This window comes from Parerythrobacter aurantius (assembly GCF_045291475.1).
Lineage (GTDB): Bacteria > Pseudomonadota > Alphaproteobacteria > Sphingomonadales > Sphingomonadaceae > Parerythrobacter > Parerythrobacter aurantius.
Map to the genome: position 1 here is coordinate 2,492,764 of NZ_CP147985.1, position 21,634 is coordinate 2,514,397.

At 64.7% G+C, this 21,634-nt stretch carries 25 protein-coding genes and 1 tRNA gene; 21 read left to right on the plus strand and 5 right to left on the minus strand.

Going from position 1 to position 21,634, the window contains the following annotated elements; translation table 11 throughout:
* The first annotated feature begins 18 nt into the window (after positions 1 to 18).
* The 3 genes from WAB17_RS12385 (at position 19) to WAB17_RS12395 (ending at position 3,086) form a co-directional block, all read left to right on the plus strand.
* A complete protein-coding gene (locus WAB17_RS12385) occupies positions 19 to 1,017 on the plus strand; it encodes an SDR family oxidoreductase (protein WP_435417651.1) in 999 nt (332 codons plus the stop codon).
* A 58-nt stretch (positions 1,018 to 1,075) separates the two neighbouring features.
* The gene (gene ychF, locus WAB17_RS12390; protein ID WP_435417652.1) at positions 1,076 to 2,176 is read left to right on the plus strand and encodes a redox-regulated ATPase YchF; all 1,101 of its coding nucleotides are present in this window, start codon (positions 1,076 to 1,078) and stop codon (positions 2,174 to 2,176) included.
* Positions 2,177 to 2,282: 106 nt separating this feature from the next.
* Positions 2,283 to 3,086 carry a DUF1206 domain-containing protein gene (locus WAB17_RS12395; RefSeq protein ID WP_435417653.1) on the plus strand — a complete coding sequence of 268 codons (804 nt, stop codon included), beginning with the start codon at positions 2,283 to 2,285 and terminating at the stop codon, positions 3,084 to 3,086.
* 4 nt (positions 3,087 to 3,090) lie between these two features.
* Here WAB17_RS12395 and mutL read toward each other — a convergent pair whose 3' ends face one another.
* Complete coding sequence (mutL, locus tag WAB17_RS12400; RefSeq protein ID WP_435417654.1) at positions 3,091 to 4,947, minus strand: DNA mismatch repair endonuclease MutL; 1,857 nt, start codon at positions 4,945 to 4,947, stop codon at positions 3,091 to 3,093.
* 188 nt (positions 4,948 to 5,135) lie between these two features.
* Between mutL and WAB17_RS12405 the strand changes: the two genes are divergently transcribed.
* The 5 genes from WAB17_RS12405 to rodA are packed head-to-tail and all read left to right on the plus strand — an operon-like array spanning position 5,136 to position 10,872.
* Positions 5,136 to 6,179, plus strand: coding sequence for a rod shape-determining protein (locus WAB17_RS12405; protein ID WP_435417655.1), 1,044 nt, complete (start codon positions 5,136 to 5,138; stop codon positions 6,177 to 6,179).
* 19 nt (positions 6,180 to 6,198) lie between these two features.
* Entirely contained in the window at positions 6,199 to 7,137 is a 939-nt protein-coding gene (mreC, locus tag WAB17_RS12410; protein WP_435417656.1) for a rod shape-determining protein MreC, read from the plus strand.
* A 14-nt stretch (positions 7,138 to 7,151) separates the two neighbouring features.
* On the plus strand, positions 7,152 to 7,709 hold the full coding sequence (gene mreD / locus WAB17_RS12415; protein WP_435417657.1) for a rod shape-determining protein MreD: 558 nt from the start codon (positions 7,152 to 7,154) through the stop codon (positions 7,707 to 7,709).
* A complete protein-coding gene (mrdA, locus tag WAB17_RS12420; RefSeq protein WP_435417658.1) occupies positions 7,709 to 9,769 on the plus strand; it encodes a penicillin-binding protein 2 in 2,061 nt (686 codons plus the stop codon). The genes mreD and mrdA overlap by 1 nt, the downstream gene beginning before the upstream one ends.
* The gene (rodA, locus tag WAB17_RS12425) at positions 9,766 to 10,872 is read left to right on the plus strand and encodes a rod shape-determining protein RodA (RefSeq protein WP_435417659.1); all 1,107 of its coding nucleotides are present in this window, start codon (positions 9,766 to 9,768) and stop codon (positions 10,870 to 10,872) included. Before mrdA ends, rodA begins: the two co-directional genes overlap by 4 nt.
* A gap of 32 nt (positions 10,873 to 10,904) precedes the next feature.
* On the opposite strand, the gene WAB17_RS12430 is transcribed toward rodA, so the two are convergent.
* Positions 10,905 to 11,615, minus strand: a complete 711-nt coding sequence (locus WAB17_RS12430; RefSeq protein WP_435417660.1) for an autoinducer binding domain-containing protein — start codon at positions 11,613 to 11,615, stop codon at positions 10,905 to 10,907.
* A 46-nt stretch (positions 11,616 to 11,661) separates the two neighbouring features.
* On the opposite strand from WAB17_RS12430, the gene WAB17_RS12435 reads away from it, so the two are divergent.
* From WAB17_RS12435 to WAB17_RS12460, 6 genes are all read left to right on the plus strand, one after another.
* Complete coding sequence (locus tag WAB17_RS12435; protein WP_435417661.1) at positions 11,662 to 11,802, plus strand: hypothetical protein; 141 nt, start codon at positions 11,662 to 11,664, stop codon at positions 11,800 to 11,802.
* A gap of 58 nt (positions 11,803 to 11,860) precedes the next feature.
* Positions 11,861 to 12,145 (plus strand): hypothetical protein, encoded by a 285-nt coding sequence (locus WAB17_RS12440; protein ID WP_435417662.1) that lies wholly within the window; start codon positions 11,861 to 11,863, stop codon positions 12,143 to 12,145.
* 96 nt (positions 12,146 to 12,241) lie between these two features.
* Positions 12,242 to 12,317 (plus strand) — tRNA-Lys (locus WAB17_RS12445).
* A 110-nt stretch (positions 12,318 to 12,427) separates the two neighbouring features.
* The gene (gene ribB / locus WAB17_RS12450; protein WP_435417663.1) at positions 12,428 to 13,672 is read left to right on the plus strand and encodes a 3,4-dihydroxy-2-butanone-4-phosphate synthase; all 1,245 of its coding nucleotides are present in this window, start codon (positions 12,428 to 12,430) and stop codon (positions 13,670 to 13,672) included.
* A 3-nt stretch (positions 13,673 to 13,675) separates the two neighbouring features.
* Positions 13,676 to 14,095, plus strand: a complete 420-nt coding sequence (ribH, locus tag WAB17_RS12455) for a 6,7-dimethyl-8-ribityllumazine synthase (RefSeq protein WP_435417664.1) — start codon at positions 13,676 to 13,678, stop codon at positions 14,093 to 14,095.
* Positions 14,092 to 15,018 (plus strand): aldo/keto reductase, encoded by a 927-nt coding sequence (locus tag WAB17_RS12460; protein ID WP_435417665.1) that lies wholly within the window; start codon positions 14,092 to 14,094, stop codon positions 15,016 to 15,018. Before ribH ends, WAB17_RS12460 begins: the two co-directional genes overlap by 4 nt.
* On the opposite strand, the gene WAB17_RS12465 is transcribed toward WAB17_RS12460, so the two are convergent.
* Both WAB17_RS12465 and WAB17_RS12470 read right to left on the minus strand, forming a co-directional pair.
* Positions 15,015 to 16,091, minus strand: coding sequence for a hypothetical protein (locus WAB17_RS12465; protein WP_435417666.1), 1,077 nt, complete (start codon positions 16,089 to 16,091; stop codon positions 15,015 to 15,017). The two genes, WAB17_RS12460 and WAB17_RS12465, sit on opposite strands and share 4 nt — an antisense overlap.
* Entirely contained in the window at positions 16,091 to 17,152 is a 1,062-nt protein-coding gene (locus WAB17_RS12470; protein ID WP_435417667.1) for a phosphotransferase, read from the minus strand. The genes WAB17_RS12465 and WAB17_RS12470 overlap by 1 nt, the downstream gene beginning before the upstream one ends.
* Positions 17,153 to 17,302: 150 nt before the next feature.
* On the opposite strand from WAB17_RS12470, the gene WAB17_RS12475 reads away from it, so the two are divergent.
* Complete coding sequence (locus WAB17_RS12475; protein WP_435417668.1) at positions 17,303 to 17,476, plus strand: hypothetical protein; 174 nt, start codon at positions 17,303 to 17,305, stop codon at positions 17,474 to 17,476.
* A 3-nt stretch (positions 17,477 to 17,479) separates the two neighbouring features.
* Here WAB17_RS12475 and eno read toward each other — a convergent pair whose 3' ends face one another.
* Positions 17,480 to 18,766, minus strand: coding sequence for a phosphopyruvate hydratase (eno, locus tag WAB17_RS12480; RefSeq protein ID WP_435417669.1), 1,287 nt, complete (start codon positions 18,764 to 18,766; stop codon positions 17,480 to 17,482).
* A 186-nt stretch (positions 18,767 to 18,952) separates the two neighbouring features.
* Here eno and WAB17_RS12485 point away from each other — a divergent pair, with 186 nt between their 5' ends.
* From WAB17_RS12485 to WAB17_RS12510, 6 genes are all read left to right on the plus strand, one after another.
* Entirely contained in the window at positions 18,953 to 19,555 is a 603-nt protein-coding gene (locus tag WAB17_RS12485) for a hypothetical protein (protein ID WP_435417670.1), read from the plus strand.
* Between the two features lie 24 nt (positions 19,556 to 19,579).
* Positions 19,580 to 20,005, plus strand: a complete 426-nt coding sequence (locus WAB17_RS12490) for a phage holin family protein (protein ID WP_435417671.1) — start codon at positions 19,580 to 19,582, stop codon at positions 20,003 to 20,005.
* The gene (locus WAB17_RS12495; RefSeq protein WP_435417672.1) at positions 19,992 to 20,321 is read left to right on the plus strand and encodes a hypothetical protein; all 330 of its coding nucleotides are present in this window, start codon (positions 19,992 to 19,994) and stop codon (positions 20,319 to 20,321) included. The genes WAB17_RS12490 and WAB17_RS12495 overlap by 14 nt, the downstream gene beginning before the upstream one ends.
* A complete protein-coding gene (locus tag WAB17_RS12500) occupies positions 20,318 to 20,809 on the plus strand; it encodes a hypothetical protein (protein ID WP_435417673.1) in 492 nt (163 codons plus the stop codon). Before WAB17_RS12495 ends, WAB17_RS12500 begins: the two co-directional genes overlap by 4 nt.
* Positions 20,810 to 20,907: 98 nt before the next feature.
* The gene (locus WAB17_RS12505; protein ID WP_435417674.1) at positions 20,908 to 21,138 is read left to right on the plus strand and encodes a DUF4170 domain-containing protein; all 231 of its coding nucleotides are present in this window, start codon (positions 20,908 to 20,910) and stop codon (positions 21,136 to 21,138) included.
* Positions 21,095 to 21,634: a GNAT family N-acetyltransferase gene (locus tag WAB17_RS12510; RefSeq protein ID WP_435417675.1), complete on the plus strand. Its 540-nt coding sequence runs from the start codon at positions 21,095 to 21,097 to the stop codon at positions 21,632 to 21,634. The genes WAB17_RS12505 and WAB17_RS12510 overlap by 44 nt, the downstream gene beginning before the upstream one ends.

A 21,634-nucleotide genomic window follows, 5' to 3' on the forward strand; every position in this document is an offset into this window, starting at 1 on the left:
CCAAAAAGGAGACGCCTCATGCCAGCCATCGATCGCCGCACCCTTCTCGCAGGTGTAGCAGCCACTACCGCGCTTTCCGCCACCTCCCCTGCCCGCGCTGCCGCACAGGCATCGGGTGTCGATCCCGAGCTTTCCGGCAAGAGCATCCTCATCACCGGCTGTTCGTCGGGTTTCGGCCGGCTGGGGGCTGAACACTACGCACGCCTCGGCGCGCGGGTGTTCGCCACCATGCGCAATTTGCCCCGGCCCGAAGCGGATGAACTGGTGGCGCTGGCAAGGGATGCGAAGCTCGACCTCCATGTGCTGGAACTCGACATCACCAGCGACGAGCAGGTTCTTGCCGCGGTGGCGGAGGCGGAACGGATCAACGGCGGCGGGCTGGATGTGCTGGTCAACAACGCCGGGATCGGCATCTCCGGCCCGGTCGAGGTACAGGACATGGAGGCGACCAGACTCGCCTTCGACACCAATGTCTTCGGCTGCCACCGCATGGCCCGCGCGGTTCTTCCGGGCATGCGGGCGAAAAAGAGCGGGCAGATTTTCCAGATCTCGAGCCAGCTTGGCCGCGTCATCGTGCCCTACGGCGGGCATTATTCCGCCACCAAGTTCGCCCTCGAGGCGATGGGAGAGCAACTGGCTTACGAGCTTGTCCCGCACAATATCGAGGTCACCATCGTCGAGCCGGGCGGCTATCCGACCAAGGTGTGGGTCAACCGAAACGCCTACACCGGCGCGCTGCGCGACCGTGCGGAGGAGCGGCACACGGCCGGATACGAGCAGGTGGTCGCGCGCATGGGAACCGAGGACGGTTCCGGTCGCACCGCCGATCCGATGGATGTCCCGCGCGCTATCGCCGCGGCCATTGCCATGCCCGCGGGGACGAGGCCGCTTCGGCTGCCGGTCAGCGGCGGCACGATTCCCCAACTGCGCATCAACGAGGTGACTGCTGAAACCCAGGTTCAGTGGCTTGGCGGCAGCGGCCTCGGCCCGTTGATCAGGGCGGCGCACAACGTCTGACTGGCATTGGAGGTGAGGCACCGCTAAGGGCGCCCCATATTCATTTCCGGAGTTTCTCATGGGTTTCCGTTGCGGGATCGTCGGTCTGCCGAATGTCGGCAAGTCCACCCTGTTCAATGCACTGACCGAAACGCAGGCCGCGCAGGCCGCGAACTATCCGTTCTGCACCATCGAGCCCAATGTCGGGCAGGTGGCGGTCCCGGACGAGCGCTTGCAGAAAATTGCCGCGATTGCCGGCAGTGCCAAGATCATCGAAACCCAGTTGGGCTTCGTCGACATCGCCGGACTGGTGAAGGGCGCGAGCAAGGGAGAGGGACTCGGGAACCAGTTTCTCGGCAACATCCGCGAGGTCGACGCGATTGTACACGTGTTGCGCTGCTTCGAGGACGACGACATCCAGCATGTCGCCAACCGCGTCGACCCGCTGGCCGACGCGGAGGTGGTCGAGACCGAGCTGATGCTGTCGGATCTCGAAAGCCTGGAAAAGCGCGTCCCCGCCGCGGCAAAGCGCGCCACCGGCGGCGACAAGGAAGCCAAGCTCATGGCCTCTGTTCTCGGGCAGGCGCTGGAACTGCTGCGGGAAGGAAAGCCGGCGCGCCTGACCGAGCCCAAGGACGACGAGGAAGCACGTATTTTCCGGCAGGCCCAATTGCTGACGGCAAAGCCTGTCCTCTATGTCTGCAATGTTAGCGAAGAGGACGCGGCGAACGGCAATGCCCTGTCAGCGCAAGTGTTCGCCAAGGCAGCGGCCGAAGGGGCCGAGGCCGTTGTCGTTTCTGCCGCGATCGAGGCCGAACTGGTCGGGATGGAGGCCGGGGAACGCGCCGAATACCTCGAATCGCTAGGGCTCGAGGAAAGCGGACTGTCCCGCGTGATCCGCGCCGGCTACAAGCTGCTCGGGCTCAAGACGTTCTTCACCGCAGGACCGAAGGAGGCGCGCGCCTGGACCTTCCATGACGGCGCCCGGGCCCCGCAGGCGGCGGGTGAAATCCACACCGATTTCGAACGCGGCTTCATCCGTGCCGAAACCATCGCCTACGACGACTATGTGACGCTCGGCGGCGAGAGCGGGGCCAAAGAAGCGGGCAAGCTGCGCCAGGAAGGCAAGGAATATGTCGTGCAGGACGGCGACGTGATGCTGTTCAAGTTCAACGTCTGACCCCTCGCCCGATCCGCACCTCTCAACCGGATCGTTCCGGCGATCCGGAACGCTTTGCCCCGTTTTGCCGTTGGGCCTGAAAGCAACGGCATCGAGGCGCAGTAACATGGTCGACAAATCGGAAAAGTTCAGCTGGCTCGTACGGCTGGGATATGCTGCGCGCGGCGTCACCTATGTCCTGCTGGGCTATATCGCCCTCAGCACCGCCGGCGAGGTCCAGTCGGGCGCGGCGGCCGTTTACGACTATCTTCAGGAAGTGCCCTTCGGAACCCCGCTGTTGTGGCTGATGGCAATCGGCTTGCTCGCCTACGGCCTGTTCAAGCTCTTCTCGGCCATTTCCGACATCCAGAATCGCGGCGACGATGCGAAGGGGCTGCTGGTCCGTGTCGGTGACGGTGCCAGCGCGGTTGCGCACTTCTTCCTTGCCTTCGCCGCCTATCAGTTCGCCAACGGGACAAAAAATTCCGCAGCGGGCGAAGGCAGCGGCAGGGAAATGGCCGGCTCGGTGCTGTCGATGGAACTGGGGGCCATCGTCATCGGCATTATCGGGATCGGTTTCCTGGTCGGAGCGGTCATGCAGGCGAAGAAGGCATGGACCGGCAGCTTCATGCACCACATCAGCGGACGTGCACCCCAGGGGGTGCGCACGGCTGGCAAGATCGGCCATGCGGCGCGCGCAGTCGTGTTCCTGCTGATCGGCTTGTCAATGCTCGAAGGGGCATGGCTGTCCAGCGAAGGCAGGGTCAAGGGCCTCGGTGAAGCTATCGTGTCGTTGCGCGATACAGGCGCGCTCTACACCGCCGTGGCAGTCGGCCTTGTGATGTTCGGCGTCTTCAGCCTCGTCACCGCCCGCTACCGCATCATCCCGGATGTCGACCGCCAGTCGCTGAAGCCGAGCCTGCCCGGCTAGCGCCCTAGTGGCGACCGAACAGCTTCTCGACATCAGCCATGCTGAGCTTCACCCACGTCGGGCGACCATGATTGCACTGCCCCGAGCGCGGGGTGCGCTCCATCTCGCGAAGCAGCGCATTCATCTCGTCGACGCGCAACGGGCGACCTGCCCTGACCGACCCGTGGCAGGCCATGGTGGCGAGCACCAGGTCCAGCTTCTCCTCCAGCAGCAGCGCCTCGCCATGCTGGGCAAGATCGTCCGCAATGTCCTGCAGCAGCTTGTGCGGATCGCTGCCGGCCAGGGCGTGGGGGAGCGAGCGCACGAGCATCGCCGCCGGACCGAAGCGTTCGATCGAGAGCCCCAGACTGTCGAGCCGGGCGGCAGATAACTCCAGCCGGTCGCAGGCCGGCTCGTCCAGTTCGACCACTTCGGGTAGCAGCAGGGCCTGGCTGCGCGCGACAGCATCCCCGGCCCCTGCGGCCTTGAGCCTTTCCAGCACCAGCCGTTCGTGCGCAGCATGCTGGTCGACCAGCACCAGTCCGTCTTTCGCTTCGGCAACGATGTATGTGTTGGCGACCTGGCCCCGGGCGATGCCGAGCGGGAAATCCGTCACCTCGTCGGGGATCGTTCCGCTCTCGACCGCCCTGCCCTGCGGTGCGGCCATGACGCCGGCCTCGTATCCGCGCCATTCGCGTGCGGCATCGCGCACCGTGGCCGAAGGCGCCGACCAGTCGCGACCCTCGAAGATCGATCGTAACGCGGGCGCCGGCGCCTGCCCTTCCCACGCTCCTTTGTTCGCGGCGATGGGTTCCTGCTGCCACCTTGACATGGCCCCGGCATCGGGTGCCTGTGCACTGCGGCGATCGCCCGTCGATAGCGCCTGACGCAAACCAGAGACGATGAAGCCGCGTACGGCCGCCGCATCGCGGAACCGCACTTCGGTCTTTGCCGGATGGACATTCACGTCGACGTCGCCTGCGGGAATATGCAGGAACAGCGCCAGCACAGCATGGCGGTCGCGGGCCAGCATGTCGGCATAGGCCCCGCGGACAGCGCCGACGAGCAAGCGGTCCTTGACCGGGCGACCGTTGACGAAAAGATACTGGTGATCGGCCACGCCGCGATTGTAGGTCGGCAGCCCCGCGATCCCGGTCAATGCCATTTCGTCGCGTCGCATATCCAGCAGGACGCCGTTTTCCCTGAGTTCGCGGGCGACGATCCGGGCTACGCGGTCGGGCAGGTCCTCGTCCGGCTGGACCGCCAGCGTCCGACGTTCCTGCCCTTTTGCGCCATGATCGAGCGTGAAGCCGATGTCGGGCCGGGCCATGGCCAGCCGGCGCACGATATCGAGGCAGGCCGCATACTCGCTTCGCTCCGTACGCAGGAACTTGCGCCGCGCAGGCACCTTGGCGAAGACCTGCTCGATACGCGCCCGCGTGCCGGGCGGCAGGGCGGCAGGCCCTTCCTCTACCAGCACGCCATGATCGACCACGCGGCGCCATCCCTCGCCCGCATCGTGCGGACGGCTTTCCAGCGTGAAGCGCGAGACGCTGGCGATGGACGGCAGGGCCTCGCCGCGGAAGCCCAGGGTCGCCACCCGTTCGATCGCCTGCGCCTCGCCGATGAGGTCTTCGGGCAGCTTTGACGTTGCATGCCGTTCAAGCGCGAGGGCCATGGCGGCGGGATCCATCCCGCATCCGTCGTCGGTCACCTCGATACGGGTCAGCCCTCCATCGACCAGCCTGATCGCGATCCGCGAAGCGCCGGCGTCGATAGCATTTTCGACCAGTTCCTTCAGCGCGGCGGCAGGCCGTTCCACCACTTCGCCCGCGGCGATGCGGTTGACGAGTTCTTCCGGAAGTCGGCGGATCAGTGGCATCGCCCATGCCTAGCGGCGAGCGGACGGCATTTCGAGCCGAACGGCGGATTTTTACGCGCCCTTGGGGATAATTTTTTTCCCTTTTCGCGTGCGACTCGGTAAGGGGCGCGTTCCCTCACATCAGGGATTGCCTCCATCGCTGCTTTGCGCAGGCATATCCCGCCCAAGGCTACGGATTCCCGATCGCGATGAGCTTCTTTTCAAACCTGCTGAAATTCGGTTCCCAGAACATGGCCATCGACCTGGGTACCGCCAACACGCTGGTCTATGTGCAGGACCAGGGCATCATCCTCAACGAACCTTCCGTGGTCGCGATCGAGACCATCAACGGCCAGACGCGCGTCAAGGCCGTGGGCGACGATGCGAAGATGATGATGGGCAAGACGCCGGACAATATCCAGGCGATCCGCCCGCTGCGCGACGGTGTCATCGCCGACATCGAAATCGCGGAAGAGATGATCAAGCACTTCATCCGCAAGGTGCACGGCAAGAAGAGCCTGTTCCGCTATCCGGAAATCACCATTTGCGTGCCCTCGGGCTCGACGTCGGTCGAACGTCGCGCGATCCGCGATGCGGCCAGCAATGCCGGCGCGAGTGCGGTGTACCTGATCCTCGAACCGATGGCCGCCGCGATCGGTGCGGACATGCCGGTCACCGAACCTGTCGGCAGCATGGTGGTCGACATCGGCGGCGGGACGACCGAAGTCGCTGTCCTTTCGCTGCGCGGCCTGGCCTACACCACCTCGGTTCGCACCGGCGGCGACAAGATGGACGAATCGATCGTCTCCTACGTCCGCCGCCACCACAACCTCCTGATCGGGGAAGCGACTGCCGAGCGGATCAAGAAGGACTACGGCATTGCCGTCGCCCCGGCCGATGGCATCGGCGAGACGATCACCATCAAGGGCCGCGACCTCGTCAACGGCGTTCCCAAGGAAATCACCATCAACCAGGGGCACATCGCGGAAGCGCTGAGCGAACCGATCGGCGCCATCGTCGAAGGTGTCCGGATCGCGCTGGAGAACACCGCGCCCGAACTGGCCGCCGATATCGTCGACCAGGGCATCGTCCTGACCGGCGGAGGTGCGCTGATCAGTGGGCTCGACGAACATCTGCGCGAGGAAACCGGCCTTCCGGTCAGCATCGCCGAAGACCCGCTGTCGTGTGTCGCGGTCGGCACGGGACGGGCGATGGAGGATCCGATCTATCGCGGCGTCCTGATGACCGCCTGAACCGAGGGAGGAGCAGGACATGGCGCCGCCTTCCGCACGGCGCTCCGGGCATTCTCGCAGGGCGCAATACGGACAGTTTACCGGCTACGTTCTCGCCGCCATCGGTGCGGTCGTGGGCGCCATCCTGCTTGCCATCTCGCTGTTCAGCCCGGGGGCTTTTGCCGGCATGCGCGGCGCGGCGACGGAGACAGTCGCGCCGGCCGGACGCGGGGTGGCGGTGGCCCGCTCGGAAGGGCGCGGCCTGATCGACAGCATTGCCGGCTACTTGCGTGCCGGCAGTCAGAACGCCGCGCTGAAGCAGGAGGTCGAGATCGCCCGCATCCGCCTCGCCGAAGCGAAGGCGCTGCAGGAAGAGAATGCCCGCCTCAAATCCCTGCTGAGGCTCGAATCGGGCGATCCGGAGCCGATCGTCGCATCGCGCGTGGTCGGGGCAACCGCGGCCAGTTCCCGCCGTTATGCCTACCTTGGCGTCGGTTCGAGCGACGGGGTCCGGCCCGGGATGCCGGTGCGCAGCCCGCGCGGCTTCATCGGGCGCGTGCTCGAAGTCTCTCCCAACACGGCCCGCGTGCTGCTCTTCACCGATACCGAGAGCGTCGTCCCCGTGCGCCGCGCGGAAGACGACCTGGTGGCCTTCGCCGAGGGGCGTGGTGACGGGCGGATCAATATCCGCCTCATCAATCTCGGCATCAATCCGCTCAAGGTCGGCGACATATTCGTGACCAGCGGCGCGGGCGGTTTCTTCCGGCCCGGCGTGGCGGTCGCGATCCTGTCCGAGAAGACCGATGACGGCGGCATTGCCCGGATCATCAGCGACCCGGCGGCGACCGATTTCGTCGTGGTGGAACCGGTGTACGAGGCACGCGCGCTCAAGGCGGCGCAGACCCCGATCGAGCGCGATCTCGGCCCCACCGCGCCCGGGGCCGCCCCCGGATCAGCGCGCGTGCCGGCGGACCAGTAGGGCGGAGCGCGGCGATGGATCGGTACCAGCACGCCACTGCGCGACGCGACCAATACGGAAGCCGCATCAACCGCGAGCCTTCGCCGGTGCTGCTGGCGCTGGTGCCATGGGGCTCCATCATGCTCGCGGCGATCGCACCGTTCTTCTTCCTGACATCGGCCATACCGCTGGTGCCGCCGCTGGCGCTGCTGTTCCTGCTTGCCTGGCGACTGGTCCGCCCCGGCGTGATCCCCGTCTGGGCCGGTCTCCCGCTCGGTTTTTGGACCGACCTGTTCAGCGGCCAGCCAATAGGATTTTCGATCCTGGTGTTTTCGTTGTCGCTGCTAGCCATCGAGATCCTCGAAAGCCGTTTCCCGTGGCGCGATTTCTTGCAGGATTGGATGACGGCCACCCTGGCCATCGTTGCCTATGTATTCTTCGGCGTCATCTTCTCCGGCGCCAATGTGACGCCCGTCACGATTGCGGCGACGTCGCCGCAGGCCTTGCTCTCAATCCTCGCCTATCCCATTGTCGCGCGCATGGTCGCTGCACTGGATATCGTCCGCCTGCTGCGCGTGAAAGTGATCGACTGATGCCGCTTGGCAAGGGCAAGCTGCCGGTCAGTTCCACGACGCTGAGAAACCGGTTCGATCGTCGCAGCATGCTGCTCGGCGGTGTGGGCGCGGGCGTCGGCATGCTGCTGGCATCGCGCATGGCCTATCTCGCCATTGCCGAGAACGAGAAATACGCGACGGAAAGCGAAAGCAACCGGGTCAACCTCACCCTGATCCCGCCGCGCCGGGGCTGGATCCTCGACCGCGACGGCTCGCCGCTGGCTTCCAACCGGGCTGATTTCCGGGTCGACATCATACCGGAGCGCATTGCCGACCGCGAACGCACGCTGTCCACGCTCGCCTCCCTCCTGTCGCTGGAGCCCGACAAGCTGCGCGACCTGCGCAAGAAAATGGACGAATCGCGCGGATACGCGCCGATCGAAGTCGCCAGCGGCCTCGCCTATGACCAGTTCGCTGCGGTGTCGCTGCGCCTGCCGGAGCTGCCCGGTGTAGTCCCGCAACGCGGCTATTCGCGTTATTACCCGACCGGGCCGTCCGTCGGCCATCTGATCGGCTACGTCGGCGCTGCTTCGGCGGAGGAATACGAGAAGGAGCCAAACCCGCTGCTCATCACGCCCGGCTACAAGACTGGCAAGGACGGGATCGAGAAGCAGTTCGAGCTGGTCCTGCGCGGCGAGCCGGGGGCGCGGCGGGTCGAGGTTACGGCATCGGGCCGCATCGTGCGCGATCTCGAAAGCCGGGCCGACGTCCAGGGCAATCCGGTGCAACTCACCATCGACGGGCCGCTGCAGGACTATGCCGCGCGCCGTATCGGCCTCGAATCCGGATCGGTCGTGGTGATGGACTGCACCAATGGCGACGTCATGTGCATGGCGTCCATGCCCAGCTTCGACCCCAACAGCTTTTCCGACGGCATCGGCAGCGTCGAATACGCCATGCTGGGGGACGACGAGCGCGTGCCGCTGCGCAACAAGGTGCTCAAGGGCCTCTATCCGCCCGGTTCGACCGTCAAGCCCATGGTCTCCATGGCCTTCCTGAAGGCCGGGATCGACCCAGAAGAGACGGTTTTCTGCGGCGGTGGCCTCAGGGTCGGCAACCGCGTGTTTGGGTGCTGGAATCGCCGGGGGCATGGCGCGGTCAACATGGCGAAGGGCATCTACCAGTCCTGCGACGTCTATTTCTATGCGATGGCGCAGCGCATCGGCATGGATCCCATCGCCGACATGGCACGGCGATACGGCATGGGGCAGGAATTCGAGCTGCCCGTGATCAGCCAGTTCTATGGCACCGTCCCTGACCCCGCCTGGAAAATGAAGAAATTCGGCCAGCCCTGGGCTGCGTTCGACACCGTCAATGCGACCATCGGGCAAGGCTACATGCTCGCCAATCCGCTCCAGCTGGCGGTGATGGCGAGCAGGCTTGCCACCGGCAACTTCGTCACGCCGCGCCTGATCAAGTCCCGGAAGAATCCCGCATTCCGTTCGGAGGGGTTTCCGGAAGAGCAACTGACCTACATCCGCCAGGCCATGAGCGATGTGGTGAACGGCCCGGGCACGGCCGGTCGCGGGCGTTTGCCGCTCGAAAACGTCAAGATCGCCGGCAAGACGGGCACGGCACAGGTCGTCTCGCTGAGCATATCCGACGGCAAATCGGGCCCGTGGAAGTATCGCGACCACGGGCTGTTCATCTTTTTCGCCCCGTTCGACAAGCCGCGTTACGCCGGCGCCGTCGTGATCGAGCATGGCGGAGGGTCAGGTGCTGCCTATCCCATCGCGCGCGATGTCATGACCTACATGTTCGATCCGGCCAAGGGGCTGGAGGCGCTCAATGCGCTAGAGGCGCAATGGGGCGGCAACGCCCAGGAACGGCTCGCCAGGCGCTATGCGACCTACGCTGCCGCTGCGGGCGAAAGCGTGCCTGCGCCGCCGCGCCGGGACGAGGATATCTTCGCGCGCGTCGATGCCGAAGCCCGTGTAGCAGCGGCCCAGTCCGAAAAACTGGCCAAGACGGCAGGTGCGGTTCGGCCGGAGAATATCGTCGACGATGCCGCAGCCACGAACGGACCGGAGCCGCGATGAACTCCGTCATCCCGGCTCCGATCGCCCGCCAGCCCTGGGCCATGTTGATCCCGCTCCTGCTGCTCGTCGGTTTCGGCGCGCTGGTGCTGTTCTCGGCCGCCGGCGGCAATTTCCAGCCCTTCGCCTCGTCGCACTTGCTGCGGTTTGCCATCTTCATGGTCATGGCGATCGTCATCGCGCTTATGCCGCGCGATTTCATCCGCTGGGCGGCCTATCCCGCCTACGGGGTGGTGCTGCTGTTGCTGCTCGCGGTCGAGGTCGTCGGGGCGGTCGGCGGGGGTAGCCAGCGCTGGCTCGAAGCGGGGCCGATCCGCATTCAGCCGTCCGAGCTGATGAAACCCGCCGTCGTGCTGGCCATGGCGCGGTTTTACGAAACCCTGCCCGTCGGCATGATCGGCACCTGGCGCTCGCTCGTGCCGGCAGGACTGCTGATAGCGCTGCCGATCGGCCTCGTGTTGATGCAGCCGGACCTCGGCACGTCCGTCGCCATCGCCTTCGGCGGCGTCATCGTCATGTTTCTCGCGGGCCTTCCCCTGTGGTGGTTCCTATGCGCAGGGGGAGCGGCCGTGGCGGCAGCGCCGCTGATCTACTTCTTCGCCCTGCACGATTACCAGCGCGCCCGCGTCACGACCTTCCTCGATCCCGAGAGCGATCCGCTGGGTGCAGGCTATCACATCGCCCAGTCCAAAATCGCCATTGGATCGGGCGGTCTCACCGGCAAAGGGTTCAATGCCGGAACCCAGAGCCATCTCAACTACCTGCCCGAACCGCATACCGACTTCGTGTTCTCCACCATGGCGGAAGAGTGGGGCCTGCTCGGCGGGCTGTTCGTGCTGCTGATGTACGGCCTGATCCTGCGCTGGGGCATGGGAGTCGCTGCACGGTCGCAGGACCGGTTCGGATCGCTTCTGGCAGGAGGGGCGACCGCCACGATCTTCTTCTACATCGCCATCAACCTGCTGATGGTCATGGGCCTCGCTCCTGCCAAGGGCATCCCGCTGCCGTGGATGAGCCATGGCGGATCGTCGATGATGACGAACATGATCTGCATCGGCCTGCTGATGATGCTGTACCGCTGGCAGGCCGGTCGCGGCCGGAACTGACCGGGAAATTCTTCAGTCACGCGTTTCCGTGGCTAGATGTGGACGATGCCGAGTTTGAGCGCACGCACCACGGCACCGATGCGGTCGTGCACGCCCAGCTTCTGATGGATCCGCGCGCGATAGGTTTTGACCGTTTCCGGAGAGATATCGAGGATGGTGGCAATGTCGGCGATGGATTTGCCCCGCGCCATCCATTCGAGCACGGCCCCTTCCCGGTCCGACAGTTCGACAGCGGTGCGATCCTCGTCGATCAGCTTGCACAATCGCTGGTGCCCCATTTGGGCCATGGTGCGGACCTTTGCCAGCGTCTCCGGTGCGATTTCCCGCAGCGGTTCGCCGAAGTCCATCGATGCATAGGCTGTCCGACCGCGGGGACCGAATAGCGGCAGGCCAAAGCCGTGCTGCAGGCCCTCGGCCCGCATGGCGGCGAAATAGGCTTCCTCCTCCGGAGAGTTCTGCCAGCGCTCCATGGCATCCACCCAGGGTAGCAAGGTGCCGTGTTCAATCGTTCGTGCCGGTACCGGGTCGTGCTTGCGGAAATCCGCGCGCTCGTAAAGTGCCAGCCACTCGGCGGAAAAGCCATCGGCGTGCACCACTGTCCGCAGCGATGTGGGTTCGTCGAATATCGGGGAGAAATGGTAACTCTGACGGATGACCCCGAGCGCGCGGCACACATCGCGCGATTGTTCGAGGACCGATGTGAGGTCATTCAAACGGTCGTATCTGGCGATGGCGTCCCACATGATACATCGTTTTACCAGATGTCCCCCGGTTGGGCGACTGGAAGCATTGGCCCATCGCCAATATCTCGTCGCCGCTGCCCGGGTCGCAGGAGAGGTGTTCCTGCCGGAAACCGTCTCTCCGGGCGCAGAGTTTCGCCGTCGACCGGATTTCCCTCTTTCACCGGTCGTCGGCGACTTTGCCGGTTGATGGGGTGACGATCTTGGTCCTTTTCCGGAATAGCGCCTGGCGTCAGCTCGCGATGCGATTGACGGGGTTTTCCCGCGACCGGAACATTCCCGCCCGGCTCGGCAGCGAGGAAGTCTCGGTCTTGGTGGCGGTGTACCGGATGCAGTCGATGGGGCAACGCCCCTGTCTCGAAGACCTCCGGCGTGTCACGTCCATCGACGGGGAAGCCGTTTCGCAATTGGTGGCCGGTCTCGAGAAGCAGCAACTGCTGACGATCGACCGCTCTTCCGGAGACGGGAACGCTCTGCAAGTAGCGATAACCCATGGCGGTATCCGCAGCATCGACGGTCACTTGCCGGGCTAGATTTGCCCCTTTTCATTGCCGTCGGGGTCGCTATATGCAGCGCCTCGCGATTCGAACGGCACGGCCATTCCATCGCGCAGGCAGATTTGCCGGTGTGGACGCATAGCTCAGTTGGTAGAGCAGCTGACTCTTAATCAGCGGGTCCTAGGTTCGAGCCCTAGTGCGTCCACCACTCCTTTCCAACATCATAGGCTTGAAATTCCGCTTTTGCGATGTGGTGCCTCACATTATGATGTGATGAAGATCACTTGCCATCACATTATGATGTGATACACCTCTTGCATGAACATATCGACTATCGAAAAGGTGCGCCAGATCGTCGCGACCGGTGCCATGACCAAGGCGGGCCTTGCCCGCGCGGCAGGGCTTCACGCCAATACCTTGCGCGATTGCGGCGAAGCCGACTGGAACCCTACCGCCGAAACCCTCGCCAAGCTGGAGGCTCTGCTGCTGGACCAGGACGACCGGCCGGTGCTGGTCGGGGCCGAGGAGATCATCAACGAAGCGCGCAACGGTCGGATGTACATCCTCGTCGACGACGAGGACCGCGAGAACGAGGGCGACCTGATCATCCCCGGGCAGATGGCGACGCCGGATGCGATCAATTTCATGGCGACCCATGGCCGCGGGCTGATCTGCCTTGCGCTGGACAAGGCGCGCGTCGACGCTCTTGGCCTCCAGCCGATGAGCCGCAACAACAAGGAATCGATGCAAACCGCCTTCACGATCTCGATCGAGGCCAAGGAGGGCGTGACCACCGGTATTTCCGCCGCCGACCGGGCGCGGACCGTGTCGGTCGCGATCGATGCGAGCAAGGGGCCGGACGATATCGTGACGCCGGGCCACGTTTTTCCCCTCGCCGCGCGCGACGGCGGCGTGCTCGTTCGCGCCGGCCATACGGAGGCGGCCGTCGATATCTCGCGCTTGGCGGGACTCAATCCCTCGGGCGTGATCTGCGAGATCATGAACGAGGACGGCACCATGGCGCGGCTCGACGATCTCGTCCGTTTCGCTCGCAAGCACAGCCTCAAGATCGGGACCATCCGCGACCTGATCGAATACCGGATGCGTCACGACCATCTGGTCAAACGGGTCGACGATAGCGCCTTCGAATCCGATTACGGCGGTCAGTGGCGGATGCTGACCTATCGCAATACCGTAGATGGCGGCGAACACTACGTGCTGCAGAAGGGCCATGTCGTCTCCGGAACCCCGACCCTCACCCGGGTCCACCCGATTTCCATTTTCGACGACATCCTGGGCAAGCGCGGTCCGCGAAAGCGCACCTTGCAACGCGCGATGCTGGCGGTTGGCGAGCATGGTTCGGGCGTCATCGTGATCATCACCGGTCGCCGCGCCGCGGGATATGCGCCCGAAGACGAGGTTCGCAATGTCGGCATCGGCTCGCAGATCCTCGCCGATCTCGACGTGCACGAGATGATCCTTCTCAGCAACACGCAGCCAAACGTGGTGGCGATCGAAGGCTATGGCCTTGATATCGTCGGCCATATGCCCATCCCGGAGTAACCCATGGCCCGTTTCCTGATTGTCGAAGCCCGTTTCTACGACCACCTCAACGACATGCTGGTCGCCGGTGCCCGCACTGCGCTGGAGGCTGCGGGCCATGAGGTCGAGGTCGTGACCGTTCCAGGTGCGCTGGAAGTGCCCGGCACTATCGCCATGGCGGCCGAAAGCGACCGCTACGATGGTTTCGTCGCTTTGGGCGTGGTCATTCGCGGCGAGACCTATCATTTCGAGATTGTCGCCGGCGAGAGCGCGCGCGGAATCATGGCGCTGACCATGGACGGCATTGCCATCGGCAACGGCATCCTCACCACTGAGAACGAGGCGCAGGCGATCTACCGCGCCGATCCGAAGCAGGCCAACAAGGGTGCCGGTGCTGCCGAGGCGGCCATGGCGCTGCTGGCGATGCAGGAAAAGTTCGCATGAGCGGGCCCGATTTCATCGCCGGTATTCCACTGGTTCTCGGCGGGAATGTCTTTGGCTGGACCAGCAAAGGCGACGAGGCCCTCGCGCTGCTTGACGCCTTCTACGACGCGGGCGGGCGGATGATCGACACGGCCGATGTCTATTCGGCCTGGGTACCCGGGCACAAGGGCGGCGAATCCGAGTCCGTGCTGGGCGAATGGATGGCCAGCCGCGGGGTGCGGCCTGATATGCGCATTCACACCAAGACCGGAATGCTGGGCGGATCGGAGCTCTATGGTCCCGAGCGGATACTGCAATCGCTCGACGCCTCGCTCGAGCGGCTGCAATGCGAACACATCGATCTCTATTACGCGCACAAGGATTATCCCGATCTGGACATCGGCGCGATCGTCGATGCCTTCGATGGCGCGGTGCGGAGCGGGAAGGTCAAGGCGCTCGGGGCATCGAACTTCGATGCCGCGCGGCTTGGCGCCGCGCTCGATCATGCCGAAGCGACTTGCGCGAGGCCCTTCACCGCCTTGCAGAACGAATATAATCTCGTGGCTCGCAGCGCCTACGGCCCGGATTTGCAGGCGCTCGCCACGTCGAAGGGTATCGCCATGCTGCCCTTCTTCGGCCTCGCCTCGGGTTATCTGACCGGCAAGTATCGCACCGACGAGGATTTCGCCCAATCGATGCGCGGCGGCCGGGCCAAGGAACTGGCCGGGAGCAATGGTCCTCAGGTCCTTGCGGTGATGGACGAAATCGCTGCCGAAACGGGCGCGAGCCTGTCAGCTATCGCCCTCGCCTGGCTGGTGCGGCAGCCGGGCATTCCCGCCCCCATCGCCAGCGCGCGCACAGTGAAGCAGCTTCACGAGCTGCTTGAATTCACCCGGGTTGAGCTGAGCGAGGATCAGCTCGCTAGGCTCACCGCCGCAGCCTAGGCCGGGCCAGACAGTCCCTTTAGGCCCAGCGGCGCATAATCGCCGATTGCGAGTTGCTCGAACACGCCCATACCCACCTCGCCGCTGTCGCTGGTGACCCGGCACAGCATTTGCACGTGAAGGTGGTCGGGCCGCACGGGATCGCAGCTGCCGAGATCGATATCCTCGCGCTCGACCTCCAGCGTTCCGTGGTCGAGGCCGTGGTTCCACCTGGGAGAGGTGTAGCCCAGCCCGCGCATCTGGAACCTTCCGACCGGCTCGAAGGTGAAACTCTCTCCGCCCATCCTGAGCGTGCCGCCCGAAGGCCAGCGGGTGCCTGCCTCTAACGGAGTCACCATTTCCGGCTCGTGATGATCGGTAAAGGCTTCGGGCCCATTCCCATCGGGCGCCACCACCCCGCGCGTGTTCCAGGCCGTGCCGTCGGCGTGTGCATTGAGGTGGTAGTACAGGCTGCGACCCGGCAGGTTGACCGGGGTCCATTGCCAGAAGAACTGTGGCACAGCCGAGCCATTGCTGAATTGGGGATCGGACGCGCCGACTGGGCGCACGCCCCAGCTGCGGTCCCGCGTGCCGGCAGTTCCGGCGACCAACACCTTGCGCTTGCCGTCGACCTCGATCCAGCCTTCGTAATGGCCGTTCTGGGTCAGGCGGGTGTAATCCATCACTGTACGCGGGCCGACACGCCAGACGAAGCGCGGCTCCTCTATCGGGAACGCCCGACCGGTGAATGTGATGTCTGCCGCGAGCCCTTCACCTTCCACGACCACCCGCAGCTTGTGCAGCGGCTCGACGATCTCGATCCGCACCGGGCCACAGGCGAGGTCCATCCGCTCCATCCCCAACTTGCGACTGGCGTGGAGGCAGTGCTGCCTGCCGTTGCGCACGACGCAGAAATGCGCGTCGGCCACATCGAGATGCGGATAGACACCAAAGGCAACGGCGAAGAACTCTTCGCCAGCGGGCCCGTAGCCGTTGAAGAAATAGCGGTCGTAGAAATTGCGATCTGTGCCCGAATAGGCGACCGGCTCCGGTGTCTGGTGAATCGGATAATCGTCACCCTTGGTCAGGACCATCAATTCTCTCCCTTGAGCGCGCCGAGGCTGTCATGAGCGAGGGCCAGCGCGCAGGCACCCCGGGCCATGGACAGGAAATTGGCATCGCCCCGATCGGTCCGTTCGACGAAGGCCGCGCTGAAGACCGCCGTCGTCAGCCCGTGAAGCGCGCCGCGGCGGTAGTCGTCCCAGATCTCGCCACGGTTGAGCTTGACCCCGCGCGCCGCCATTTCGGACAGCCACAGGTCGATCAGCCGATCCTCGTGCTGGCTGCGCAGTTCGTCGCCGATGCCGCAGCCGAGGAAATAGCCGATGTCGGTCATCGGATTGCCGATGGTGACGGTCTGCCAGTCGAGCACCGCAATGGGTTCCGCACCGTCGTTGATGTCGAACAGCATGTTGTCCAGCCGGAAATCGCCATGCACCAGGCTGACAGGTGCGGGCGGCTCGGGGGTGAAAACGGTCGCGGTATGCTCCGCGACCGCCTCGCACAACTGCATGAATTCGGGCTCGAGCGTATCGGCATAGCGTTCGCGCCAGATCGCCTGCGCTTGCGGATAGAGCGTCCGGATCTGGGCGGAGACTTCGGGTTTGGTGACGAGCCAATCGGTGTCGAGTATCGCACGGTTGTGCCAGCTCGGTGCATGGATCGCCGCTGCCTGGCGGATCGCATGCTCGGCGTCGGCAAGGTCGCAGCCTGCGATCTGGTTGCCGCCACGACAGGGACCGAGATCCTCGAACAGCAAAACGAAGTCGCCGCCGTCGTCCGCCAGCCCGGAAAAATAGACATGGGGTACACGGACATCGAGGTGCGGTGCGATATCGCGATAGAAGGTCACTTCTTTCGCATAGAGCCCGAACATGGCCGCGGTGGAGCGGCTTGTCGGGTCGGCTGCTGGGAACTTCCCCGCCAGTGACGATAAAACCCTGTTTCCATCAGGGCAGGACAGGCGGAACCTTACGCTGTCGCCGACTTGCCCGGTGCCGATCGCTTCCCACGAGACGTCATATATCGGCCAGCCCGCGACCTTTGTCAGCCACTCGGGCGTAACGTCGGCCGGATGCGACGGAAAACGCTCCATGTCCCCTCCCTCTCTCGCGTGGGACTATGGCCTGCAGGGAAGGACCTGCCAAGATACCTCCGTATCCGAGGCATCGGCGCTCGCCAGCGGGGCCATCTCGCGCCATCGTCCTCCGTGGGACGCATGATCGCAAGTTGAGGACTGACGGAAATGGGTTTGATCGCACCCTCATCCGCCGTGCAATCGCACGCGGAAAAATTGCTGGCGCTTGCCGCCGTGCTCGAAGACGCGCTCGCATCGCTCGACCGGATGGGCGCACACATCGCGGCGGCGCATCTGGATGCGGCGATAGCCCGTATCAGGGCCGATGCAGCCTCGGGCTGAGGGTCAGCGCGCTAGCCGTCCGAAGCAAGCCGCACCGGCGTAATGCGCGCTGGCGCCCAGCTCTTCCTCGATACGGATAAGCTGGTTGTACTTGGCGAGCCGGTCCGAGCGGGCGAGCGAGCCGGTCTTGATCTGGCCGCAGTTGGTGGCGACGGCGAGATCGGCGATGGTCGCGTCTTCCGTCTCGCCCGAACGGTGGCTCATCACGCTGGTATAGCCGGCACGGTGGGCCATATCGACTGCCTCCAGCGTTTCGCTGAGCGTGCCGATCTGGTTGACCTTGACCAGCAGCGAGTTGGCGAGGCCTTTCTCGATCCCCATGCCGAGACGCGCGGGGTTGGTCACGAACAGGTCGTCGCCGACCAGCTGGACCTTGTTGCCGATCTTGTCGGTCACCGCCTTCCAGCCTTCGAAATCGTCCTCGCCCATGCCGTCCTCGATCGAAACGATCGGATAGTCGGCACACAGTGCGGCGAGGTAGTCGGCCATTTCCACCGGGCTGAGGGAGAGCCCTTCGCCGCTGATCTCGTACTTGCCGCCGTGGAAGAACTCGGTCGCGGCGCAGTCCAGCGCGAGCTGTATGTCGGTTCCCGCATTGAAGCCGGCCTTGCCGATCGATTCCATGATGAAATCGAGCGCCGCCCGGGTGCTGGAAAGGTTGGGCGCGAACCCACCCTCGTCGCCCACCGCCGTTGCCAGGCCCTTGTCGTGCAGGCCCTTCTTCAGTGTGTGGAAGACCTCCGAACCCCAGCGGACCGCCTCGGCCAGGGTCGGCGCGCCCACCGGCATGATCATGAATTCCTGGAAGTCGATCGGGTTGTCGGCATGTTCGCCGCCGTTGATGATGTTCATCATCGGCACCGGCAGGACATGCGCCGAAACCCCGCCGACATAGGCATACAGCGGCAGGCCGCGTGCCGCCGCAGCAGCCTTCGCCACGGCCAGCGAAGTGCCGAGCAGCGCATTCGCCCCGAGCTTCGCCTTGTTGTCCGTCCCGTCGAGGTCGATCAGCACGCCGTCGATATCCCGCTGATCCTCGGCATCGAGGCCCAGCAGCGTGTCGGCAATCGTGGTGTTGACCGCATCGACCGCCTTGAGCACGCCCTTGCCCAGGTAACGGCTCTTCTCGCCATCGCGCAATTCGACCGCTTCGTGCGCGCCGGTCGAGGCGCCCGAGGGGACAGCTGCGCGCCCGAAACTGCCATCCTCCAGCAACACGTCGACTTCCACCGTCGGGTTGCCTCGGCTGTCGAGGATTTCGCGGGCGTGAATGTCTATGATAGCGGTCATCGGGATTGGCTCCGGCGGACTGGTGTTGTATTATTCTAAGACACCACCATATGGTGGTGGTGCAGGTTGGCGGTGCTCTATGCGGCGGAACGGACCGGTGCAAGGCGCGTTCAAGACCTGCATGCGTATTCGCTTTGGCCCTGTCGGCGGATATGCTGAGCCAACGTGACAGCAAGGGATCGAATCATGGCCAAGACACCCACCGGCGGCGCCGTCGGCAAAACCCCCGCCGGCAAGACCCCCGCAAAGCCTTCCGCGGCGAAATCTGCCGTGAAGGCACCCCCCATCAAGCCCGTCCCGGCTAAGGAGCCTGAAGTGACCAACCGTGAAGAAGCGAAGTCCCGATTCAACGCCGCTTTGGAAGAGGCAAAAGCAGGTGCCGCTGCCCTGAAGGCTGAAGCCGGCCTAGTGGTCGGCGGATACCGCGACCAAGCCAAGGGCAAGAGCACGGATCTCGTGTCCGAAGCCCGCGTCTATGGCGACGAAGCCAAGGCGCGCGCGGGTGAGCTGGCCGTTGAAGGCAAGGCGAAGGCCAGCGACGCGCTCGCCGCTCTGGGCCAGCTGGTCGCCGACAATGCGGCCAAGATCGACGAGAACTTCGGCCCGCAATACGGCGACTATGCCCGTACGGCAGCCCGTAGCCTGCAGGAAAACGCAGCGAAGCTCGAAGCCAAGAGCCTCGAGGAACTCGGCGAGGATGCCAAGACTTTCGTGCGTGAAAAGCCGGCCACTGCCCTTGGTATCGCCGCCGTTGCAGGGTACCTCCTGTCGCGGATTTTCCGCCGTTAAGGATATGATCGGGGGGCTGCGCCAATGCTAGAGGATACACCCCGCACGGCGCAGTCCCCCGCCGATCTTGACGGACGTGATCCGTCCCACGTAGATGTGCCGGAGGGCAAGCCTTCGCTTGCCGACGATATCGGTGCCCTGGTCGAAGACGGGAAGACCTATCTCGCGGCCGAATTTGGATACCAGAAGACCCGGGCAGCCTATGCAGGGGAGCAGACCAAGCAGGCTGTCATCGCGGGATTGGCGGCGCTCGCCTTCCTTCATCTCGCGTTGATCGGGCTCGTCGTCGGACTGATTTTCTCGCTCGCTTCATGGTTGACGCCGCTCGGTTCGACTGCGCTTGTCGTCGGCCTGCTGCTGATCGGGGTGGCAATTTTCGGGCGGCAGGCGCTGCGCAGGGCCCGTGCGCTGGGCAAGGCTTTCGAAGAACACGAGCATGACGCGGCTTGAGGAACAATTGCGCGCCGACCGGCAGCTGCGCGACCAGGCGCGTTCGCTGGTCGAGGCTGATTTAGACCGGGTGCGCAGCGAGTGGAACGCACGGCCCCTCGGATCGCGCGCTTTCGACCGTATCAAGGACGGCGCTGCGGAACTGATCGAAACCGCGCACACCAAAACGGAAGGCAAGGCTGGCGTTGCAGCCCTTCTGTTCGGCGCGGTTGCGCTGTGGTTCGCGAGTAACCCCATTCGGGAAAGGTTCAGCCGCGATGGCCAGGATGAACCGACCCCTCCCCCATCCCCCGAAAGCGACGGAGACGCTACATGAGTGCCAGCGACAGCAGAGATGCCCTTCGAGCCAGGATCGAAGAGGGACAGGCGCGGTTGCAGCAACGCGATCTGGTCCGCGCCGCCGGCGATGCCGCCAAGAGTGCAGGTGATTTCGTGAAAGCCCATCCCGTTGCGTCGGTTGCTGGCGTCGCGGTTGTGGCCCTGCTCATCGGCGCAATGACCCGTCCCGGTCGCCGCTTCTCGAGCCGCGCCGCGGGTGTCGCGGGCTACGCGAAAGAGGCAGGCATCGCTTACGCCCTGGGCTTGCTCGATACTGTGGGCGATGCCGCCAGCGATGCGCGAAGGACCGGAGGCGACAGCCTGCAGGATGTGGGCGACCGGATCGACCGGACAGCGCGCAAGGCCCGGCGCGAGGGCCGCTACCTTGCGGCTACTGCGCGCGACGCAGTCCATTCCTTCGGGCGCACCGCCGGTCGCAAGGCAGGCCGTGCCATCCGCGACGGGCGGAGCGGGTTCAGCCGCTAGACTTCCTTATCCGATGGAATGGCGGCGCGACGGTATCTTTGCCTTCGCGCCGGGCTGGGCTATGGGCGCGCGCAGATTCCCTCCCCAGGAAAGACATTATGGAAGAAACCACTCCGAGCCAGAAGCTCCACCTCGTCATGGGCGGCCGCGTCAAGGATCCGCGTTCGCTTGAGTTCCAGGATCCGGAAAGCCTGCACGTTGTGGGCGTTTTTAGCAGCTACGATGCGGCGGTGGACGCCTGGAGGGCCCAGGCGCATCGTACGGTGGACGATGCGGAAATGAAATATGTCGTCGTCCATATCCATCGCCTGCTCACGCCGGACGACTGATCCGGCGATGACCTATGTGCTGCGTCCGTACCGCCACGCCGACGCGCACGCCCTCGCGGCGGTTACGCTGGCGGCGATCCGGCAGGTCGGGGCCGTTGCCTATACGCCCGAACAGGTCGCTGCCTGGGCGGCACGGCACCCGGGGCCCGGCAGGTTCGTGGAAAGGGTGGAGCGCGGCGCGACCATCCTCGTTGCAGCCGGAAAGAACGACATTCCCGTAGCCTATGCCCTGCTCGAGGTGGTAGATGGCCGCTCCGGCCATCTCGACATGCTTTATTGCGACCCAGGCCATACGCGCCAAGGGTTGGCCGACCGGTTGCTCGCAGCATCGGAGGAAGAGGCCCGTTCGCGTGAGCTGGTCAGGCTGTTCACCGAAGCGAGCGAGCTTGCCCGTCCGGCCTTTGCGCGCGCGGGCTATGCCGTCACCCACCGCCGCGATTTCGAGATCGACGGCGTGCCGATCCACAATTACGCGATGGAAAAGATGCTGGATTGA

Bases quoted from the DNA above. Each gene is read 5' to 3' on its own strand.
- WAB17_RS12470 (WP_435417667.1), bottom strand. From the start codon at position 17,152: ATGGAGCGTTTTCCGTCGCATCCGGCCGACGTTACGCCCGAGTGGCTG.
- WAB17_RS12495 (WP_435417672.1), top strand. From the start codon at position 19,992: ATGACGCGGCTTGAGGAACAATTGCGCGCCGACCGGCAGCTGCGCGAC.
- WAB17_RS12510 (WP_435417675.1), top strand. From the start codon at position 21,095: ATGTCGTCGTCCATATCCATCGCCTGCTCACGCCGGACGACTGATCCG.
- WAB17_RS12505 (WP_435417674.1), top strand. From the start codon at position 20,908: ATGGAAGAAACCACTCCGAGCCAGAAGCTCCACCTCGTCATGGGCGGC.
- mutL (WP_435417654.1), bottom strand. From the start codon at position 4,947: ATGCCACTGATCCGCCGACTTCCGGAAGAACTCGTCAACCGCATCGCC.
- ychF (WP_435417652.1), top strand. From the start codon at position 1,076: ATGGGTTTCCGTTGCGGGATCGTCGGTCTGCCGAATGTCGGCAAGTCC.
- WAB17_RS12465 (WP_435417666.1), bottom strand. From the start codon at position 16,091: ATGGTCCTGACCAAGGGTGACGATTATCCGATTCACCAGACACCGGAG.
- mreD (WP_435417657.1), top strand. From the start codon at position 7,152: ATGGATCGGTACCAGCACGCCACTGCGCGACGCGACCAATACGGAAGC.
- WAB17_RS12405 (WP_435417655.1), top strand. From the start codon at position 5,136: ATGAGCTTCTTTTCAAACCTGCTGAAATTCGGTTCCCAGAACATGGCC.
- rodA (WP_435417659.1), top strand. From the start codon at position 9,766: ATGAACTCCGTCATCCCGGCTCCGATCGCCCGCCAGCCCTGGGCCATG.
- mreC (WP_435417656.1), top strand. From the start codon at position 6,199: ATGGCGCCGCCTTCCGCACGGCGCTCCGGGCATTCTCGCAGGGCGCAA.
- WAB17_RS12395 (WP_435417653.1), top strand. From the start codon at position 2,283: ATGGTCGACAAATCGGAAAAGTTCAGCTGGCTCGTACGGCTGGGATAT.
- WAB17_RS12460 (WP_435417665.1), top strand. From the start codon at position 14,092: ATGAGCGGGCCCGATTTCATCGCCGGTATTCCACTGGTTCTCGGCGGG.
- WAB17_RS12485 (WP_435417670.1), top strand. From the start codon at position 18,953: ATGGCCAAGACACCCACCGGCGGCGCCGTCGGCAAAACCCCCGCCGGC.
- eno (WP_435417669.1), bottom strand. From the start codon at position 18,766: ATGACCGCTATCATAGACATTCACGCCCGCGAAATCCTCGACAGCCGA.
- ribH (WP_435417664.1), top strand. From the start codon at position 13,676: ATGGCCCGTTTCCTGATTGTCGAAGCCCGTTTCTACGACCACCTCAAC.
- WAB17_RS12430 (WP_435417660.1), bottom strand. From the start codon at position 11,615: ATGTGGGACGCCATCGCCAGATACGACCGTTTGAATGACCTCACATCG.
- mrdA (WP_435417658.1), top strand. From the start codon at position 7,709: ATGCCGCTTGGCAAGGGCAAGCTGCCGGTCAGTTCCACGACGCTGAGA.
- WAB17_RS12490 (WP_435417671.1), top strand. From the start codon at position 19,580: ATGCTAGAGGATACACCCCGCACGGCGCAGTCCCCCGCCGATCTTGAC.
- WAB17_RS12475 (WP_435417668.1), top strand. From the start codon at position 17,303: ATGGGTTTGATCGCACCCTCATCCGCCGTGCAATCGCACGCGGAAAAA.
- WAB17_RS12385 (WP_435417651.1), top strand. From the start codon at position 19: ATGCCAGCCATCGATCGCCGCACCCTTCTCGCAGGTGTAGCAGCCACT.
- WAB17_RS12500 (WP_435417673.1), top strand. From the start codon at position 20,318: ATGAGTGCCAGCGACAGCAGAGATGCCCTTCGAGCCAGGATCGAAGAG.
- ribB (WP_435417663.1), top strand. From the start codon at position 12,428: ATGAACATATCGACTATCGAAAAGGTGCGCCAGATCGTCGCGACCGGT.